Annotated in this window: 18 protein-coding genes; 1 reads left to right on the forward strand and 17 read right to left on the reverse strand. The window is 70.2% G+C overall.

Annotated features, from left to right (window positions below):
* Nucleotides 1-43: 43 nt before the first annotated feature.
* The 13 genes from ACZ5ON_RS12095 to ACZ5ON_RS12155 all read right to left on the reverse strand — a co-directional run bounded on the left by ACZ5ON_RS12095 (nt 44) and on the right by ACZ5ON_RS12155 (nt 12720).
* A complete protein-coding gene (locus ACZ5ON_RS12095) occupies nt 44-550 on the reverse strand; it encodes a DUF2550 domain-containing protein (protein WP_465589574.1) in 507 nt (168 codons plus the stop codon).
* A 129-nt stretch (nt 551-679) separates the two neighbouring features.
* The gene (locus tag ACZ5ON_RS12100) at nt 680-1060 is read right to left on the reverse strand and encodes a F0F1 ATP synthase subunit epsilon (RefSeq protein WP_344639466.1); all 381 of its coding nucleotides are present in this window, start codon (nt 1058-1060) and stop codon (nt 680-682) included.
* A gap of 203 nt (nt 1061-1263) precedes the next feature.
* Entirely contained in the window at nt 1264-2718 is a 1455-nt protein-coding gene (gene atpD / locus ACZ5ON_RS12105) for a F0F1 ATP synthase subunit beta (protein ID WP_465589577.1), read from the reverse strand.
* A 2-nt stretch (nt 2719-2720) separates the two neighbouring features.
* A complete protein-coding gene (locus ACZ5ON_RS12110; RefSeq protein ID WP_465589580.1) occupies nt 2721-3635 on the reverse strand; it encodes a F0F1 ATP synthase subunit gamma in 915 nt (304 codons plus the stop codon).
* A 32-nt stretch (nt 3636-3667) separates the two neighbouring features.
* The gene (atpA, locus tag ACZ5ON_RS12115; RefSeq protein ID WP_465589583.1) at nt 3668-5242 is read right to left on the reverse strand and encodes a F0F1 ATP synthase subunit alpha; all 1575 of its coding nucleotides are present in this window, start codon (nt 5240-5242) and stop codon (nt 3668-3670) included.
* 150 nt (nt 5243-5392) lie between these two features.
* Entirely contained in the window at nt 5393-6208 is an 816-nt protein-coding gene (locus tag ACZ5ON_RS12120; protein WP_465589586.1) for a F0F1 ATP synthase subunit delta, read from the reverse strand.
* A complete protein-coding gene (locus ACZ5ON_RS12125) occupies nt 6205-6762 on the reverse strand; it encodes a F0F1 ATP synthase subunit B (protein WP_465589589.1) in 558 nt (185 codons plus the stop codon). Before ACZ5ON_RS12125 ends, ACZ5ON_RS12120 begins: the two co-directional genes overlap by 4 nt.
* 34 nt (nt 6763-6796) lie before the next feature.
* Nucleotides 6797-7042 (reverse strand): ATP synthase F0 subunit C, encoded by a 246-nt coding sequence (gene atpE, locus ACZ5ON_RS12130; RefSeq protein WP_344639460.1) that lies wholly within the window; start codon nt 7040-7042, stop codon nt 6797-6799.
* 84 nt (nt 7043-7126) lie between these two features.
* Nucleotides 7127-7954 carry a F0F1 ATP synthase subunit A gene (gene atpB, locus ACZ5ON_RS12135; protein WP_465589593.1) on the reverse strand — a complete coding sequence of 276 codons (828 nt, stop codon included), beginning with the start codon at nt 7952-7954 and terminating at the stop codon, nt 7127-7129.
* 261 nt (nt 7955-8215) lie between these two features.
* Nucleotides 8216-8653: a hypothetical protein gene (locus ACZ5ON_RS12140; protein WP_465589597.1), complete on the reverse strand. Its 438-nt coding sequence runs from the start codon at nt 8651-8653 to the stop codon at nt 8216-8218.
* Between the two features lie 288 nt (nt 8654-8941).
* Complete coding sequence (locus tag ACZ5ON_RS12145; RefSeq protein ID WP_465589600.1) at nt 8942-10237, reverse strand: MraY family glycosyltransferase; 1296 nt, start codon at nt 10235-10237, stop codon at nt 8942-8944.
* Between the two features lie 173 nt (nt 10238-10410).
* Complete coding sequence (locus ACZ5ON_RS12150) at nt 10411-11670, reverse strand: serine hydroxymethyltransferase (protein WP_465589603.1); 1260 nt, start codon at nt 11668-11670, stop codon at nt 10411-10413.
* 138 nt (nt 11671-11808) lie between these two features.
* The gene (locus ACZ5ON_RS12155) at nt 11809-12720 is read right to left on the reverse strand and encodes a helix-turn-helix domain-containing protein (protein ID WP_465589606.1); all 912 of its coding nucleotides are present in this window, start codon (nt 12718-12720) and stop codon (nt 11809-11811) included.
* A 97-nt stretch (nt 12721-12817) separates the two neighbouring features.
* Here ACZ5ON_RS12155 and ACZ5ON_RS12160 point away from each other — a divergent pair, with 97 nt between their 5' ends.
* Nucleotides 12818-14311, forward strand: a complete 1494-nt coding sequence (locus ACZ5ON_RS12160) for an alpha/beta hydrolase (RefSeq protein WP_465589612.1) — start codon at nt 12818-12820, stop codon at nt 14309-14311.
* 191 nt (nt 14312-14502) lie between these two features.
* Here ACZ5ON_RS12160 and ACZ5ON_RS12165 read toward each other — a convergent pair whose 3' ends face one another.
* From ACZ5ON_RS12165 to prfA, 4 genes are all read right to left on the reverse strand, one after another.
* The gene (locus tag ACZ5ON_RS12165; RefSeq protein WP_465590044.1) at nt 14503-15156 is read right to left on the reverse strand and encodes an arsenate reductase/protein-tyrosine-phosphatase family protein; all 654 of its coding nucleotides are present in this window, start codon (nt 15154-15156) and stop codon (nt 14503-14505) included.
* Nucleotides 15157-15194: 38 nt separating this feature from the next.
* Nucleotides 15195-15842 (reverse strand): L-threonylcarbamoyladenylate synthase, encoded by a 648-nt coding sequence (locus tag ACZ5ON_RS12170; RefSeq protein ID WP_344639453.1) that lies wholly within the window; start codon nt 15840-15842, stop codon nt 15195-15197.
* Between the two features lie 213 nt (nt 15843-16055).
* Entirely contained in the window at nt 16056-16922 is an 867-nt protein-coding gene (prmC, locus tag ACZ5ON_RS12175; protein WP_465589615.1) for a peptide chain release factor N(5)-glutamine methyltransferase, read from the reverse strand.
* A 20-nt stretch (nt 16923-16942) separates the two neighbouring features.
* On the reverse strand, nt 16943-18019 hold the full coding sequence (gene prfA / locus ACZ5ON_RS12180) for a peptide chain release factor 1 (protein WP_344639451.1): 1077 nt from the start codon (nt 18017-18019) through the stop codon (nt 16943-16945).
* Between the last annotated feature and the right edge of the window lie 134 nt (nt 18020-18153).

Below are 18153 nucleotides of genomic sequence, written 5' to 3' on the forward strand. Positions count from 1 at the left end.
CCACCCTCCGGGCGGGTGGTGCCCCCGACCCGAGGGTCCGTCGCTACGCGACGTTGACCCTCTGCCCGGGCGGGGCGGCTTCCAGCCAGGCGAGGAAGCCGGTGAGGGCGTCCTCGCTCATGGCGAGTTCGAGGGGGGCACCGTTGTGGAGGCAGCGGAGCACCACCGAGCCGGAGAGCAGGGCGAGTTCCTCCTGGCCCTCGGGGTAGCGCCGGCCGAGCACCTCGATCTCGGTACGGGGGAGGATCTTGCGCGGACGGGGCGCGTAGGAGAAGACCCGGAACCACTCGATGCAGTCGCCGCTGTACCGCCCGATACCAAAAACCCACCCCTTGCCGTCTGCCCCGGACTTCGGGGTGGAGGCTGGGATGGGCTTGCCGGTCTCGTCGAGGTCTGGCTGCGTGGAGGCGCCTGCCGGCATTTTGAGGCGGTAGCTGCAGTCGAACGTCCCGCCCACGCGCTGGATCACACGGCGGCGCACCGCGAAGACCACCAGCCCCAGGATCCCAAGGCCCACGACGGCCGCACACACCACAAGGGCGAGGACCATGCTCACCGACCTCCTCGCTGCCTGCGTTCCCCGTATCGGTCGTATCAAGCGACCGCACTGACCTACCAACTGATACGACAGTCCCGGGGTCACGCTCTCGCGTCCCCGGGACCGTCGGTCAAACTACGCTCAGGCGGCCTTCAGGCCGCGAGCCGCGAAGAGGCGGACCTCGGCGCGGCGCTCGGCGTGCTCGTCCAGCTCGAGCTTCGCCTGCTCGAGCGCCCGCTCGGCACGGGCGACGTCGATCTCGTCCGCCAGCTCGGCGATCTCCGCGAGCAGCGACAGCTTGTTGTTGGCGAACGAGATGAAACCGCCGTGCACCGCGGCGATGACGGTGCCGCCATCGGTGGTGCGGATGGTGACCGGGCCGGTCTCCAGCACGCTCAGCACCGGGGTGTGTCCCGGCATGATGCCGGTGTCACCGGAGGCCGTACGGGCGACAACGATGGTGGCCGCACCGGACCACACCTTGCGGTCGGCTGCGACCAGCTCGACGTGCAGCTCAGCCAACGTGGGCTCCTAGGCTCTCGCCGAGAAGTCGGAGCAGGCCCCGATTACTCGGCAGTTTCGGTAAGAATAACGGGCCCGCGCCCCCGGGATGAAACCAAGGACACGGAGATGACCGGGATCACAGCCGCTTGCGCCGTGAGGGGTGGCCCCCAGGAGACGGGGACCACCCCTCACGGTCATTCAGCCATCATCCGGCCGGGCGATTACTTCTTCGCCAGCTCGGCAGCGTTGCGCTCGAGGTCCTCGATGCCACCGCACATGAAGAAGGCCTGCTCCGGAACGGAGTCGTACTTGCCGTCCGCGATCGCGTTGAAGGCCTCGATGGTCTCCGACAGCGGGACGGTCGAACCCTCGACACCGGTGAACTGCTTCGCCACGTAGGTGTTCTGCGAGAGGAAGCGCTCGATGCGGCGGGCACGCTGCACCGTGATCTTGTCTTCCTCGGACAGCTCGTCGATACCGAGGATCGCGATGATGTCCTGGAGGTCCTTGTACTTCTGCAGGATCCCCTTGACGCGCACGGCGCAGTCGTAGTGGTTCTGCGCGATGTAACGCGGGTCCAGGATGCGGGACGTCGAGTCCAGCGGGTCGACGGCCGGGTAGATGCCCTTCTCCGAGATCGGGCGCGACAGAACGGTGGTCGCGTCCAGGTGGGCGAAGGTGGTGGCCGGGGCCGGGTCGGTCAGGTCGTCCGCGGGGACGTAGATCGCCTGCATCGAGGTGATCGAGTGACCGCGGGTCGAGGTGATGCGCTCCTGCAGGAGGCCCATCTCGTCGGCCAGGTTCGGCTGGTAACCCACCGCGGAGGGCATGCGGCCGAGCAGGGTCGACACCTCGGAACCGGCCTGGGTGAACCGGAAGATGTTGTCGATGAAGAGCAGCACGTCCTGCTTCTGCACATCGCGGAAGTACTCCGCCATGGTCAGCGCGGACAGCGCCACGCGCAGACGGGTGCCCGGCGGCTCGTCCATCTGGCCGAAGACCAGGGCGGTCTTGTCCAGAACGCCGGAGCCGACCATCTCGTCGATCAGGTCGTTGCCCTCACGGGTACGCTCACCGACACCGGCGAAGACCGACACACCACCGAAGTTCTCGGCGACGCGGTAGATCATCTCCTGGATCAGAACGGTCTTGCCGACACCGGCACCACCGAACAGACCGATCTTGCCACCCTGGACGTACGGGGTGAGCAGGTCGATGACCTTGATACCGGTCTCGAACATCTCCGTCTTGGACTCGAGCTCGGAGAAGTTCGGGGCCTTGCGGTGGATCGGCCAGCGGGTGGTGACCTGGGCGTTGAACTCGTCCTGGTCGACGTTCAGCACGTCGCCGAGGGCGTTGAACACCTTGCCCTTGGTGACGTCACCGACCGGGACGGAGATCGCCGCACCGGTGTCGACGACCTGGGCGCCGCGGACCAGACCGTCGGTCGGCTGCATCGAGATGCCGCGGACCAGGCCGTCGCCGAGGTGCTGGGCGACCTCGAGGGTCAGCTTCTTCTTGCCCGTGCCGTCGGGGCTGTCCACCTCGACGTGCAGGGCGTTGAACATGTTGGGGATCGCGTCGACGGGGAACTCCACGTCGACGACCGGGCCGATGACCCGGGCGACGCGGCCCGTGGCCAGTCCGGCGCCCGTCGGCTCAACAGTGGTGGTCATTCTCATTCGCTCCCGCGGCTCGCGTCAGCGAGCGCGTTGGCGCCACCGACGATCTCGCTGATTTCCTGGGTGATCTCGGCCTGGCGGGCCGAGTTGGCAAGCCGCGTCAGCGACTTGATGAGCTCGCCGGCATTGTCGGTCGCGCTCTTCATCGCACGCCGGCGGGCGGCGTGCTCCGAAGCGGCCGACTGCAGCAGAGCGTTGTAGATCCGGCTCTCGACGTACCGCGGCAGCAGGGCGTCCAGGACGCCCTCCACCGACGGCTCGAAGTCGTACAGCGGGAAGATCTCGTGCTTCGCCGCGGACTCGTCGCTGACCTGGACCTCGTCCAGCTTCAGCGGCAGCAGTCGGGCGTCCACCGGGGCTTGCGTCAGCATGGACACGAACTTGGTGGAGACCAGGTGCAGTTCGTCCACGCTGCCGGTCTCGGCCGTGAAGGCCTCGATCAGCTCGCTCGCCACGGTCTTGGCGGCCGCGTACGTCGGCTTGTCCGAGAACCCCGTCCACGAGTTCGCGATCTCCAGATTGCGGAACGCGTAGTACGAGACACCCTTACGGCCGACGATGTACGTCACCACGTCCTTGCCCTCGGCCTTCAGCCGCTCGGTCAGAGCGGCCGCCTGCTTGATGGCATTGGTCGAGTAACCGCCCGCCAGACCACGGTCGGCCGTGACCAGCAGGACCGCGGCGCGCTTGGCGTCCGGCTTCTCGGTGGTGAGCGGGTGCTTGGCGTTGGACCGGGTGGCCACCGCCGTCACCGCCCGGGTGAGCTCATCGGCGTACGGGGTGGAGGCGGCCACCGCGCGCTGCGCCTTCACGATGCGCGCCGCGGAGATCATCTCCATCGCCTTGGTGATCTTCTTCGTCGCGGTGACAGAGCGGATCCGGCGCTTGTAGACCCGAAGCTGTGCTCCCATGGGTCGTTACGTCCTTTCCCTCGCTACCGGACTCAGGCCTGCTCGGAGAGCAGCTTGCCGTCAGCCGTGGTGAAGCCCAGCTTGAAGGAGTCGATCGCGGTGGTCAGCGCGTCGATCGTGCCGTCCTCCAGCTTGCCGGTCTCCACGATCGCCGCGAGCAGGTTCTTGTGCTCGATGCGGACGTGGTCCAGGAACTCGCGCTCGAAGCGGCGGATGTCCGCGACCGGGACGTCGTCCAGCTTGCCGGTGGTGCCGGCCCAGATGGAGACGACCTGCTCCTCGACCGGGAACGGCTGGTACTGGCCCTGCTTCAGCAGCTCGACCATGCGCGCACCGCGCTCCAGCTGGGCCTTGGAGGCCGCGTCCAGGTCGGAACCGAAGGCGGCGAACGCCTCCAGCTCGCGGTACTGGGCCAGGTCCAGGCGCAGGCGGCCGGCGACCGACTTCATGGCCTTGATCTGGGCGGAGCCACCGACGCGGGAGACCGAGATACCGACGTTCACGGCCGGACGGATGTCCGCGTTGAACAGGTCGGACTCCAGGAAGCACTGGCCGTCGGTGATGGAGATGACGTTGGTCGGGATGTACGCCGAGACGTCGTTGGCCTTGGTCTCGATGATCGGCAGACCGGTCATCGAGCCGGCGCCCAGCTCGTCGGAGAGCTTGGCGCAGCGCTCCAGGAGGCGGGAGTGCAGGTAGAAGACGTCGCCCGGGTAGGCCTCGCGACCCGGCGGACGACGCAGCAGCAGGGAGACGGAGCGGTAGGCCTCGGCCTGCTTCGACAGGTCGTCGAAGATGATCAGGACGTGCTTGCCGTCGTACATCCAGTGCTGGCCGATGGCCGAACCGGTGTACGGGGCGAGGTACTTGAAGCCGGCCGGGTCGGAGGCGGGAGCAGCCACGATGGTGGTGTACTCCAGCGCGCCGGCCTCCTCCAGGGCGCCGCGGACGGACGCGATGGTGGAGCCCTTCTGGCCGATGGCGACGTAGATGCAGCGGACCTGCTTCTTCGGGTCGCCGGAGCGCCAGTTGTCCTTCTGGTTGATGATCGTGTCGATCGCCACCGCGGTCTTGCCGGTCTGGCGGTCGCCGATGATCAGCTGACGCTGGCCGCGGCCGATCGGGGTCATCGCGTCGATGGCCTTGATGCCGGTCTGCATCGGCTCGTGGACCGACTTGCGGACCATGACGCCGGGGGCCTGCAGCTCCAGGGCGCGGCGGCCCTCGGAGGCGATCTCGCCCAGGCCGTCGATCGGGTTGCCCAGCGGGTCGACGACGCGGCCGAGGTAGCCCTCGCCGACCGGGACGGAGAGGACCTCGCCGGTGCGGCGCACCGTCTGGCCCTCCTCGACGCCGCCGAACTCGCCGAGGATGACGACACCGATCTCACGGCTGTCGAGGTTCAGCGCGAGGCCGAGGGTGCCGTCCTCGAACTTCAGCAGTTCGTTGGCCATGACCGAGGGCAGACCCTCGACATGGGCGATACCGTCTGCCGCGTCAGTGACCGTGCCGACCTCTTCACGCGAGGCGGCGTCCGGCTGGTACGACTGGACAAAGTCGGCCAGCGCGTCCCGGATCTCCTCCGGACGGATCGTAAGCTCCGCCATCAGGCTTCCCTGCTCTCCTAGTTTGCGATCCTCGGCCCGCCATTGAGGGCCGCAAGTACTCGACTCTCGGCCGGGTCGTATGAACCGGCCGTACGATTTACCGGCTCTTGTTGAGCCGGCGCCCGACCGAGGGTCGGATGGTGCTGGTGCTCAGCCCTCGAGGGCCTGGCGAGCGCCTTCGAGGCGGCTCGACACGGTGCCGTCGATGATCTCGTCACCGATCTGCACCCGGACACCGCCGACGACCTCGGGGTCGATGTCGATGTTCAGGTGCACCTGGCGGCCGTACAGCCCGCCCAGCGCTGCGGCGAGCCGCTCCTTCTGGCGGTCCGACAGCGGGACGGCGGCGGTGACCAGGGCCACCACGCGGTTGCGCCGGGCGGCGGCCAGCCTGGAGTAGGACTCCAGGCCCTGTTCCAGGCTACGGCCACGCGGGTTGGTGACCAGGGACGTGACCAGGCGGACGGTGCCCGGGTTGGCACGGCCGCCCAGCAGCTTCTTGATCAGTGCCGTCTTCTCGGCGGCACCGGCCTTGGGCTCGGTGAGCGCGGACCGCAGCTCGTGCGAACCGGCGACCACGCGCCCGAAGCGGAACAGCTCGTCCTCGACGTCGTCCAGCGAGCCGGCCTTCTCCGCCGCGATGATCTCGGCGTAGGCGGCGAGCTCCTCGGCGGCGTCGACCAGGTCACGGGAACCGGACCAACGGGACCGGACCAGTCCGGAGACCAGGTCCACCGTCTCGCCGGTGACCTGGCCGGACAGCAGCGAGGAGGCCAGCTGGGCCTTGTCCTGGCCCGACCGCGAGGGGTCGGTCAGCACGCGGCGCAGCGAGACCTCGCGGTCCAGCAGGGCGGTCACGGCGGCGAGCTCCTCGGCGAGCTTGGCCGAGTCCACCGAGGTGTTGTCGGTCAGGCTCTCCAGGTTCTCGCGACCGGCCGCCAGGGCCTCGCGGCTGGCGCCGATCACTTGGCCGCGCCCTGGGAAACGGCGGCCTTGGCCTCCAGCTCGTCCAGGAAGCGGTCGATCACACCGCTCTGGCGGGCGTGGTCCTCCAGGGACTCGCCCACGATGCGGGTCGCCAGCTGGGTGGCGAGCGAACCGACGTCCTGGCGCAGGGCGGCAGTCGCCTGCTTCTTGTCAGCCTCGATCTGGGCGTGGCCGGCGGTGACGATCGCGTCGCGCTGGCGCTGGCCCTCCTCGCGCATCTCGGCGATCAGGACGGCGCCCTGCTCGCGAGCGTGCTCGGTGATGCGGGCGGCCTCGTGGCGCGCCTCGGCGAGCTCGGCGCGGTACTGCTCAAGCAGGGCCTGAGCCTCGGCCTGGGCGGTCTGCGCACGCTCCATGCCGCCCTCGATGGCGTCCCGGCGCTCCGACAGCACCTTCTCAATGCTGGGGAGGAGCTTCTTGCCGAGGATGCCGAAGACGATGAAGAAGCAGAGCAGGCCGATGATGATCTCGACCGTGTCCGGAAGAAGCGGGTTCATCTGCGCCTCTTCCGCGAGCTGAGTCGCGATGCTCATATCTGGACCTTCCCTCTGAAGGGTCTAAGCGGGCTTACTGCGGGCCCTTGCCGAAGACGAACGGCATGACGATGCCGATCAGGGCGAGCGCCTCGGTGAGGGCGAAGCCGATGAACATGTTGGAGCGGATCAGACCGGCAGCCTCGGGCTGGCGGGCCATGGCCTGCACACCGTTGCCGAAGATCAGACCAACGCCGATGCCGGGGCCGATCGCGGCGAGGCCGTAACCGATGGAGGCGACGGAACCGTAGACGCCAAAGGAGGCGGCGAGAGCGCTCATTTTCAGCTGTCCCTTTCAGGGGGGTGGAACCCGGTGGTGATTGGCCACCGGACGACTAGGGGTGAAGCGGGTGGTTCAGCGGGCTCAGTGCGCTTCCTCGAGCGCACCGGCGATGTAGCTGCTGGCCAGCATCACGAAGATGTAGGCCTGCAGGAACTGGACCAGGAGCTCGAAGGCGGTCAGGCCGACGGCGACCACGAAGGAGACGCTGCCGTACAGCGCACCGATGCTCGGGCTGAGCAGGTACCAGGAGGCGACGGAGAACATCACGATCAGCAGGTGGCCGGCGAACATGTTCGCGAAGGCTCGGACCGCGAGCGTGAAGGGGCGCACGAAGATGTTGGAGAAGAACTCGATCGGCACCAGGATGAACATGACCCAGCCGGGGATGCCCGACGGCCAGCAGAGGTTCTTCAGACCGCCGACGAAGCCGTGCTTCTTGAAGGTCAGGGTCATGTAGGTGATCCAGACGATGGCCGCCAGGCCCGCCGGGAACGCGATCGCCGCCGTCACAGGGAACTGTGCGAACGGGACGATCGACATGATGTTCATGAACCAGACGAAGAAGAACATCGAGACCAGCATCGGGACGTACTTCTCGCCCTGCTTGCCGATCGTCTCCAGCACGATGCTGCGCTTGACGAAGTCGTAGGCGATCTCGCCGACCAGCTGCATCTTGCCGGGAAGGAGCTTCGGCTTGGCGAAGGCGGCCCAGAAGAAGCCGACCACCAGCAGAGCGGCGACGATCGAGAGCAGCATCGGCTTGCTGAAGTCGACGCCGCCGATCGAGAAGATCGGCTTGAACTGGAACTCGTTCAGGCCAGGGGCGGGGAAGCCGCAACCGGAGAACAGGTGGCACCCGGCCTCAGAGGCGAGCTGTACGTCAGCACCCACCACAGACTCCTTCGTCATGACGCATGGTTACGGCAACCTCGGTGTGTCGGCGTGGCCTCGGGCCACGGAGCGGCACTGGAACTAGTTGGGTTTCTCGCCGGCCCGGCGCTGCGGTTGACGCTGCGGGGCCTTCGAAGACTTCACGAGTCCGGGGGGCGATCCGTCCGACTTCCGGAGGGACCTGGCCGCATCCCGCACTCCGCTGCTGCGACGGACGATAGCAGTCCGTCAGTACCGCATAAACACCGCCCCCCTCGCTCGGGGGACAGCCTGGTCCTGTCACGGTTGACGCCCCGACGGCGCATTCTGCTTCTCGTCGGAGTCGGTCTGTACGTAGTAGATCTTGGCCTTCATCGCGGCGCGCACCTGGAAGCCCGTCCAGGTCAGGGCGCAGCCGAGCAGACTGAGGCCGAAGGCCCTCGTGTCGAAGAGGGTGGTGTCCTTGAACACCGCCAGCACGATGCCCACCAGCAGGATCTGCGTCATGTAGACGAGCAGCCCGCCGGCCTGCAGCATCTGCGGATTGTTCCTGGTCAGCCGATCCAGGGCGATCTGTCCCGAGGCGAAGAAGGCCAGTACCAGGACGGTTGCGAAGATTGCACCGATCAGCCCCTTGGACCCCACCAGTGCGGTGGAGATCGCAAGGGCGACAACTCCGGCGACCGCAGTGGGGATTGCGGCGCCACGGAGAGGAATCCGGGCGTCGTGGGACGGCATGTCGGCAGCTCCGGCGGCATGTCGGCGAAATGGGGACGGGCACAGAGTACGCGGTGATGACACCGCACCGAGAACGTCCGCCGGAGTCCGGCCACTCGACGGCGGGACCGTCGAGGCAGACCGACCAGGGACAGAAGTCCTACAGCTGTCAGATCTTTCGGCGTGTTCTCGGTACTCGTGAACGGTATCACAAACTATTTGATTAGAGCTTTACCATGAAGGTGTGGCCCCTGTCACACCGATGATTCAACAGTACCGTCCATCGAGTGAACGGCAGTTGACGGTCGATCAGCTGTTCCGGTCACCGCGGCCGCCGGCCGCGGTGGCCCCGGTGCCGATCCGGCCGAGCAGCTCCTTGTCCTCGGCGGACAGCTCCGCCATCGCCGGCAGCTCGGCCTCGGCCCTGCGACCGGCGGCCTTGCGGTAGCGCGGCGGCACGAACGCCTGTACGGCGCGCGGGGCGTGCGGCCGGAAGCGCGGCATCAGCAGCACCACGATGCCGACCAGGCAGAGCCCGGCGATGCTCAGCACCACCGCCCGGCCGGCGCCCGGCATCGAGGAGAAGGCCACGGTGCCGAAGGCGATCAGCGCGGCCCAGAAATACATGATCAGCACGGCCCGGCTGTGCGAGTGGCCGACCTCCAGCAGGCGGTGGTGCAGGTGCTGCTTGTCGGCCGCGAACGGCGACTTGCCGGCCCAGGTGCGGCGCACCACGGCGAGCAGCAGGTCGGCCAGCGGCAGCGCGATCACGGTCAGCGGCAGCAGCAGCGGAATGTAGATCGGCACCAGTTCGTGCACGGTGGTGGTCTGCGAACCGGTCTGGTCGGTGATCAGATCGGGGTCGACGCGACCGGTGATCGAAATAGCCGCGACGGCGAGCATCAGTCCGAGCATCATCGAGCCCGAGTCGCCCATGAAGATCCGCGCCGGGTGCAGGTTGTGCGGCAGGAAGCCCAGGCACATCCCGATCAGCACCGCGCTGAACAGAACGGCGGGGGCGGCGTCGTTGATGCCGTACCCGTACCAGAGTCGGTAGGAGTACAGGAAGAACGCGGTCGCGGCGATGCAGACCATGCCGGCCGCCAGGCCGTCCAGGCCGTCGATGAAGTTCACCGCGTTCACCATGACGACGACCAGGGTCACCGAAATGATCATCCCCATGGTCGGGGTGACCGATACCGTGCCGAAGCCGGGGACCGGAATCGAGATCACGGTCACGCCCTGCCAGACCATGACACCGCCGGCGATCATCTGACCGCCGAGCTTCACCAGGGCGTCCACGCCCCACTTGTCGTCCAGCACGCCCAGGATCCACATGATCCCGGCGCCGGAGAGCAGCGCCCGCACGTCGGCGGTCTGGATGAACAGGTGGCCCAGGTTGGTCAGCTGCGAGGCCACCAGCAGCCCGGCGCACAGACCGCCGAACATCGCGATCCCGCCGAGCCGGGGCGTCGGTTCCCGGTGCACGTCGCGTTCGCGGACCGCCGGCATCGCACCCGCGACGATGGCGAACTTCCGTACCGGACCGGTCAGCAGGTAGGTGACGGCCGCGGTGACGAACAGCACCAGCAGATACTCACGCACCACTGGCCTCCAGCGCGACGGTCCGACGGTCGAGTACCGAAGGTACTCCCGTGCTTGTCAGGGGTTCGAGGTGCGACGCCACGGTGCACACCTTATTGAGTCGGACGAGCAGGTGCGCACCGCGGTTCGCCTCACCCCCGATTTCGCCGCCGCCGACGCGGCCCCGGCCCCGCTCAGCGCACCCCGAAGGCCGCCGCCAGCTCCCGCACCCGGGCGCCGGTCCCGGGGTCGGGGCCGTCGGTCAGCAGCCGCCCGATCACTGCCCCGACCTCGGCGAACTCGCTCCGCCCCAGGCCCTGGGCGGCCAGCGCGCCGGTACCGAGCCTGATGCCCGACCCCTCGGCCGCGGGCGCCGGGTCGTACGGCAGTGCGCACTTGCCGAGCATCAGCCCGGCCGCCGCGCAGCGCTGCTCGGCCTCCCGGCCGGTCAGCCCGAGCGGGCTGACGTCGGCGGTCACCAGGTGGGTGTCGGTGCCGCCGGTCTGCAGCCGGGCCCCCGCGGCCGCCAGCACCTCGCCCAGGGCGCGGGCACCGTCCACCGCCCGGTGCAGGTACTCGGCGAACGCCGCCGTCGCGGCCTCGGCGAAGGCCACCGCCTTGCCCGCCACCTCGTTCATCGCCGCCCCGCCCTGGCTGAACGGGAACACCGCCCGGTCCACCCGCTCGGCCAGCTCGGCCGAGCAGAGCAGCAGCCCGCCGCGCGGGCCGCGCAGCAGCTTGTGCGTGGCGGCCACGGTCACATCCGCGTACGGCACCGGCGAGGGGGCCATTCCCCCGGCGATCAGCCCGGTGACCTGCGCGACGGAGGCGATCAGATAGGCGTCCACTTCGTCTGCGATCTTCCGGAATCCGGCCCAGTCCAGATGCCGGGGATAGGAAATTCCGCCCGCGATGATGGCTTTCGGCCGGTGCAGCCTCGCCAGTTCGCGCACCTGGTCGAGATCGATCAACTGGTCGTCCTCGCGCACCCCGTAACCGATGAAGTCGAACCACCGGCCGGAGAAGTTCGCCCGCGAGCCGCAGCTGAGATGCCCGCCGTGCTGCAGGGACATCGCCAGCACCACGTCACCGGGCCGCAGCAGTGCCGCGTAGGCCGCGAGCATCGCCGAAGTGGCCGACCGGGGCTGGACGTTGGCGTGCTCGGCGGCGAACAGCTGCCTGGCCCGGTCGATCGCCAGCAGCTCGGCGGCGTCCGCCAGCGCACAGCCCGCGTGGTGCCGCCGCCCCGGATAGCCCTCGGCGTACTTGTCGATCAGCGGTCCGCCCAGCGCCGCCAGCACCGCCGGGCTGGTGACGTTCTCCCCCGCCAGCAGCTGCAGGCTCTCGGCCCGGCGGGCGGCCTCGGCAGCCAGCAGGTCGGCCAGCTGGGGGTCGGCCTGCCGCAGGGCCGCTGCGGCCTCCCAGCGCGCCTGTGCGGCATCGGTGACGGTCATGACGGACTCCCGGGCAGCGGCGGGCGGATCCCCTCCAGCGTAGGACCGGGCCCCGCTTCCGGCCCGCCGACGCGAGCCGGCAGGCACCCTTCCGGGCCTGTCCGGCGGATTCCCGCGCCGGCCCGCGCTCCGGAGGGGTCAGAGCTCCGCCCGGACGACCTGGGCGTCCAGGGCGGCGCGCAGCCAGTCGTCGGCGGCACCGAGGGTCGGCTCCGCCGACGTGGAGAGCTCGGCGCTGAGCTGCCAGTAGCCGTCCATGACGGAGTCCGCGGCCTGGGCCAGCAGGCCGCTGAGCCGGCTGCGGAAGGCCGGGGTGTCCCGCGTCCGGTGGTAGTGGGCGTGGGCGGCGACGAAGCAGTCGAGCGCCTCGCCCTCGTACGGCCGCGCCTGTGCCCGCAGGTCCGGGGCGGCCAGCCCGTACGCCTCGGCCAGGCCGTCGTAGAGCACGGCCGGGTCCTTGCCGTGGGGGTGGGACTCCGGCCGGCAGCGGCCCAGGCGGACGTCGGAGGTGAGGGCGTGCAGCCGGGCGAAGGCCAGCACCTCGGCCGGGGTCGGATCCGCGGGCGGCTGCGGAACCGCCGCTTCGACGATCGAGGAGAACAGCCGGTCCGGCAGCCGCGCGGGCAGCACATGGCGCCAGAACCGCACCATCGCGGCCGTGCTGGGCGGAGTGGCCACGGCACCGATCAGACGCAGCCGGTCGGCGCGCTCCCCGGGGGTGCAGTCCCGGAGCAGGTGGAGGGCGGCCTCCCGCCAGCGCAGGGCGGCCAGCTGCGAGCCGAGCTCCTTCAGCTGCCCCGCGATGACGTCCTCCAGCACGTCCTCCCGGTCCAGGACCCGGCCCACCTCCGGAACCGGCAGGTCGAGGGTGCGCAGCGAGCGGATCAGGCGGAGCCGGTCGAGCGCCTCGGGGGCGTACCGGCGGTGCCCCCCGGTGCTGCGGCCGGCCTCGGGCAGCAGACCTCGGTCCGAGTAGAAACGGACGGTCTTGACGGTGACGCCCGCGTGCTCGGCGAGCTCTCCGATACTCAACGTGCTTTCGGCATCCAAGGCTTGAACCTCCCTCAGGGGGAGTTCCTACCGTACCGGGGAGCGCGGGCGCCCTCCGGGGCCGACCGTGCGGACCGAGACGCGCAAGGAGACGATCATGACTGCGTTCGTGCTGGTGCCGGGCAGCTACACCGGCGGCTGGATCTGGCAGGAGGTGGCCGCCCGGCTGCGGGAGTCGGGGGCCGAGGTGCACCCGGTGACGCTCACCGGCATGGGCGACCGCCGTCATCTCGCGGGTCCCGACACGGATCTGGAGACTCACGTCGAGGACCTGGTGCGGCTGATCGACCAGGTGGACGCGCCGGAGCTGGTCGTCGTCGGCCACGACTACGGCATCCACCCGGTGCTGGGCGCCGCCGACCGGCGCCCGGAGCGGATCTCCCGGATCGTCTACCTGGACGCGGGCCTGGTCCTGGACGGTGAGTCGGTCCTCGACCTGCTGGCCGACCCGGCGGTCCGGGACCGGCTGGTGCGGCAGGCCGAGGACGGCGGGCTGATCGCCCCGCCGTCGCTCGACGACTGGCCGTCCCTGGGCAGCACCGCCGGCGTCCCGGCGGACTCGCTGGCCCGGCTGGTCGAGCTTGCCGCACCGCAGCCGCCGGGCACGTTCACCCAGCCGCTGCGGCTGTCGGGGGCGGCCTCCGGGATTCCGACGTCCGGCATCCTGTGCACCGCCAACGGGCTGAGCATCGCCATGGTCGAGACCGTGGTGCGCATGGGAGAGCCGCGCTTCCAGCCGCTCCTCGACCCCCGGGTGGGCATCTTCGAACTCGCGACCGGGCACTGGCCGATGCTGTCCTGCCCCGACGAGCTGGCCGAGGTACTGCTCAGGGCCGCCGCGGGCGAAGGGCACCGGCTGTCCGCACCGGGGCGGCCCGCACTCCACCAGCCCTTCGTGCTGGACGTACCGGAGCGTCCCCGCGAGCGGGTGGAACACGTCGACCTCTACCTGCCCGACGCCGACGGCCCCAGGCCGGCGGTGGTGTTCGTCCACGGCGGCCCCGTTCCCCCCGACAAGCAGCCCGGGCCGCGGGAGTGGCCGGCCTTCGTGGGCTACGGCCGGTACGCGGCGAGTCTGGGAGCGGTCGGCGTGACGGTGGAGCACCGGTTCCACAGCATCGGCTCCTACGAGCAGTCCGCCGAGGACGTCGCGGCGGCGGTCGAGCTCGTCCGAGCCGATCCGCGCGTCGACGGGGAACGCATCGCCCTGTGGTTCTTCTCCGGCGGCGCACTGCTGTCCGCGGACTGGCTCGCGACGCCGCCGCCGTGGCTGCGGTGCGTGGCGGCGACCTACGCCGTGCTCGCGCCGATGCCGGCCTGGGGGCTCGGGGAGTCCCGGTTCCGTCCGGCGGCCGCGGTGCGTTCCGCGGGCCGGCTGCCGATCGTGCTGACCCGGGTGGAGCTGGACATCCCGGAGATCGCGGCGACGGCCGAGGAGTTCCTGGCCGCCGCCAAGGACTGCGGGGCCGATGTCGAGGTGATCGACGTGCCGCTCGGCCACCACGGGTTCGAGACGCTCGACCACACCGACGAGGCCCGCGCCGCCGTGGAGCACGCGATGCGGTCGGTGCTGGGGCACCTGCGGGGATGAGTCCCGCCGTTCCCGAGCCGGTCGGGGGACTGCTCGGGAGCGGGGCTACCGCCCGGGGCCGGGGCACTGCTCCGGCCCCGGGGACGCCGTGCGTCAACGCGCCGGTACGACGCACGGGGCGGTGGCGCCTCCCGGCCCGGGGCGATCAGCCGGGTCGGGGGCGCCTCGTCGTCGCCGAGCACCCCCGCGGTTCAGGCCGCGTGTCCGGACACGCCGGTGAGGGCGGTGACCACGGGTTCGACGGCGTCGAATATCTCCTCGCCGCAGTTGCGGAACATCCCGATCGGTGCGCCGTAGGGATCGTGCACCTCGTCCGCCTCCGGCGAGGCGGCGAGCAGCCACCCCCGCAGCGCGGCCGCCGAGCGGACCAGCGCCCGGGCCCGTTGGGTGACGTCCGCGCCCTGCCGCGGGTCCGGCAGCGTGCTCGGGTCGATCCGGCGCACCAGCCGGGTGAACTCCTTCAGCGTGAAGGTCCGCAGCCCGGCGGTGTGGCCCATCGAGATGACCTGCGCCCGGTGGTCCAGGGTCGCGGTGAGTACCAGATCGGCTTCGACCACGTGCTCGTCCAGCAGCTCACGGCCGACGAAGCCTGCGCTGTCCGCGCCGTACTCGTCCAGCACCGTCGCCGCGTGGGCCTCCATCGGCGCACCCTCGTGCCCCCAGGTACCGGCGCTCTCGACCAGGATCCGGTCGGCGGCGGACCCGCGCAGCCGGACGTCCAGCTCGTGCCGGGTCAGCCGCTCGGCGATCGGCGACCGGCAGATGTTGCCGGTGCAGACGAACAGGATCCGGAAGGTGTCCAGCGGCCGGGGCGAGACGGTGAGGTACCCGGGGTACTCGGGTATGCCGGAGGCCGGACCGGCGCCGTGCAGCGAGGCCGCTGTCAACTGCCGGCCTCCAGGTCCGGGACGACCTCCCTCAGCTGCTCGACGCTGACCGCGCCCGCCCGCAGCAGGACCGGGACCTTGCCCGTGACGTCCACGATGGTGGAGGGCGTGGCGTGCTCGGCCGTACCGCCGTCCAGGTAGACCGCGACCGACTCGCCGAGCTGGGCGAAGGCGTCGTCGCAGGTCGCGGGCGCCGGGCTGCCGCTCTTGTTGGCGCTGGAGACGGCCAGCGGACCGGTGTTGTTGAGCAGCTCGATGGCGACCGGGTGGAGCGGCATCCGGACCGCGACGGTGCCCCGGGTCTCGCCGAGGTCCCAGCGCAGCGAGGGCTGGTGCTTGGCGACCAGGGTCAGACCGCCCGGCCAGAACGCGTCGACCAGCTCCCAGGCCTGCTCGGAGAAGTCGGTGACCAGGCCGTGCAGGGTGGTCGGCGAGCCGACCAGCACCGGCGAGGGCATGTTGCGGCCACGCCCCTTGGCGGCCAGCAGCCCGCCGACGGCCTCCGGGCTGAAGGCGTCGGCACCGATGCCGTACAGGGTGTCCGTGGGCAGCACCACCAGCTCGCCGCGGCGGATCGCCGAGGCGGCCTCGCGCAGGCCCGTGGCCCGGTCACCGGCATCGGCACAGTCGTATCGGCGGCTCATCGGTACGGTCCCCTTCCAGGATGGCTCAGGTCGGTCCGGACGGCGTGCATCACGGCGACGCCTCCGGGCCGTCGTGCTCTGCTCGGTCGTTCACCACGACGCGCCCGGGCGGTCGTGCTCTGCTCGACGGCTCACGACGACGCCCTCCGGGCGGTCGTGCTCTGCCGGGTGCTCACAACGACGCCCTCCGGGCGGTCGTGCTCTGCCGGGTGTTCACAACGACGCCCTCCGGGCGGTTGTGAAGCGCGGCCGGTTGTTCAGGTCCCGGTGGTCGGCCGCGTCCGTCCAGCCGGCTTCCTCGTTGAAGATCCACGGCACTTGGCCGCCCTGGGTGTCGGCGTGCTCGATGACCACCGCGCCGCCCGGCCGCAGCAGCCGGGCCGCGACCCGCTCGATGCCGCGGATGGTGTCCAACCCGTCCTCGCCGGAGAACAGGGCCAGCTCCGGGTCGTGGTCGCGGGCCTCGGGGGCGACGTACTCCCACTCGGTGAGCGGGATGTACGGCGGGTTGCTGATCACCAGGTCGAAGCGGCCGTCCCAGGAGCGGTCGTCCTCGAAGGCGCGGGTGGCGTCCCCGGCGTGCAGGGTGACGCGCGCCCGGTCGGAACTGGCGGCGATGTTCCGGCGGGTGTACTCCAGCGCCTTCTCGTCCATCTCGAAGGCGTGCACGTTGGAGCGCGGCAGCTCCTGGGCGAGCGCCAGCGCGATGGCGCCGGAGCCGGTGCACAGGTCGACCACCAGGGGTTCGGCGACGTCCATGTCGCGCACGGCGTTTATGGCCCACTCGACGACCGTCTCGGTCTCCGGCCGGGGTACGAACACCCCGGGGCCCACCTCCAGCTCCAGGTAGCGGAAGAACGCCCGCCCCGTGATGTGCTGCAGCGGCTCGCGCGCCTCCCGGCGCGCGATCGCCTCCCAGTACCGGGCGTCGAAGTCGGCGTCCTTGACCGTGTGCAGCTGGCTGCGCTTGACGTTGTGGATGTACGCCGCGAGCTCCTCCGCGTCGAAGCGCGGCGACGGCACGCCGGCCGCGGCCAACCGCTGGGTGGCCTGGGCCACCTCGGCGAGCAGCAGGTTCATCCGACCGACCCCTTAGGTACTCAGTTCTCCTGGGCGGCGGCCAGCTTGGCTGCCGCGTCGGCGTCCACGCAGGACTGGATCACCGCATTGAGATCGCCGTCCAGGACCTGGTCCAGGTTGTACGACTTGAAGCCCGTGCGGTGGTCGGAGATGCGGTTCTCCGGGAAGTTGTACGTCCGGATCCGCTCCGAGCGGTCCACCGTGCGGACCTGGCTGCGGCGGGCGTCGGAGGCCTCCCGCTCGGCCTCCTCCTGCGCGGCGGCCAGCAGGCGCGACCGCAGGATGCGCATCGCCTGCTCCTTGTTCTGCAGCTGGCTCTTCTCGTTCTGGCAGGAGGCCACGATACCGGTCGGCAGGTGGGTGATCCGGACCGCCGAGTCGGTGGTGTTGACGGACTGGCCGCCGGGACCGGAGGAGCGATAGACGTCGATCCGCAGGTCGTTGGCGTGGATCTCGACCTCGACCTCCTCGGCCTCGGGGGTGACCAGCACACCCGCCGCCGAGGTGTGGATCCGGCCCTGCGACTCGGTGGCCGGCACCCGCTGCACCCGGTGCACGCCGCCCTCGTACTTCAGCCGGGCCCAGACGCCGTTGCCGGGCTCGGTACCGCCCTTCGTCTTCACCGCGACCGAGACGTCCTTGTAGCCGCCGAGGTCGGACTCGTTGGCGTCGATGATCTCGGTCTTCCAGCCGACCCGCTCCGCGTACCGCAGGTACATCCGCAGCAGGTCGCCGGCGAACAGCGCGGACTCCTCGCCGCCTTCGCCCGCCTTGACCTCCAGGATGACGTCCTTGTCGTCGTTGGGGTCGCGGGGAACGAGCAGCAGCCGCAGTTCCTCGGTCAGCTCCTCGCGGCGGGCCTCGGAGTCCTTCACCTCGGCGAAGAAGTCCGGATCCTCCGCCGCGAATTCGCGGGCGGCCTCGATGTCGTCGCCGGCCTGCTTCCAGGACAGGTAGGTCCGGGTGATCGGGGTCAGCTCGGCGTAGCGCTTGGCCAGCTTGCGGGCGTTGGCCTGGTCGGCGTGGACGGACGGGTCGGCCAGCCTCTTCTCGAGGTCGGCGTGCTCGACGAGGAGCTCTTCGACTGCCTCGAACATGGGATGGGCCTACTTCCGTGAGAGACGCGCCGCCGTGGGTGACGCGCGAGTGACGGCTGCGGGGGAGAGACACGAACGGCGCCGGTCCCCATGCCCCCGCCGAGTACGGGGGCACCGGAGACCGGCGCCGAGTG

This window comes from Kitasatospora sp. NPDC032150 (genome assembly GCF_055579945.1).

Excerpts from the sequence above, each read along its gene's own strand:
- atpA (WP_465589583.1), bottom strand. The coding sequence starts at position 5,242 with ATGGCGGAGCTTACGATCCGTCCGGAGGAGATCCGGGACGCGCTGGCC.
- ACZ5ON_RS12150 (WP_465589603.1), bottom strand. The coding sequence starts at position 11,670 with ATGACCGTCACCGATGCCGCACAGGCGCGCTGGGAGGCCGCAGCGGCC.
- atpD (WP_465589577.1), bottom strand. The coding sequence starts at position 2,718 with ATGACCACCACTGTTGAGCCGACGGGCGCCGGACTGGCCACGGGCCGC.
- ACZ5ON_RS12095 (WP_465589574.1), bottom strand. The coding sequence starts at position 550 with ATGGTCCTCGCCCTTGTGGTGTGTGCGGCCGTCGTGGGCCTTGGGATC.
- ACZ5ON_RS12160 (WP_465589612.1), top strand. The coding sequence starts at position 12,818 with ATGACTGCGTTCGTGCTGGTGCCGGGCAGCTACACCGGCGGCTGGATC.
- ACZ5ON_RS12140 (WP_465589597.1), bottom strand. The coding sequence starts at position 8,653 with ATGCCGTCCCACGACGCCCGGATTCCTCTCCGTGGCGCCGCAATCCCC.
- atpB (WP_465589593.1), bottom strand. The coding sequence starts at position 7,954 with ATGACGAAGGAGTCTGTGGTGGGTGCTGACGTACAGCTCGCCTCTGAG.
- prfA (WP_344639451.1), bottom strand. The coding sequence starts at position 18,019 with ATGTTCGAGGCAGTCGAAGAGCTCCTCGTCGAGCACGCCGACCTCGAG.
- ACZ5ON_RS12125 (WP_465589589.1), bottom strand. The coding sequence starts at position 6,762 with ATGAGCATCGCGACTCAGCTCGCGGAAGAGGCGCAGATGAACCCGCTT.
- atpE (WP_344639460.1), bottom strand. The coding sequence starts at position 7,042 with ATGAGCGCTCTCGCCGCCTCCTTTGGCGTCTACGGTTCCGTCGCCTCC.
- ACZ5ON_RS12110 (WP_465589580.1), bottom strand. The coding sequence starts at position 3,635 with ATGGGAGCACAGCTTCGGGTCTACAAGCGCCGGATCCGCTCTGTCACC.
- ACZ5ON_RS12170 (WP_344639453.1), bottom strand. The coding sequence starts at position 15,842 with ATGAGCCGCCGATACGACTGTGCCGATGCCGGTGACCGGGCCACGGGC.
- prmC (WP_465589615.1), bottom strand. The coding sequence starts at position 16,922 with ATGAACCTGCTGCTCGCCGAGGTGGCCCAGGCCACCCAGCGGTTGGCC.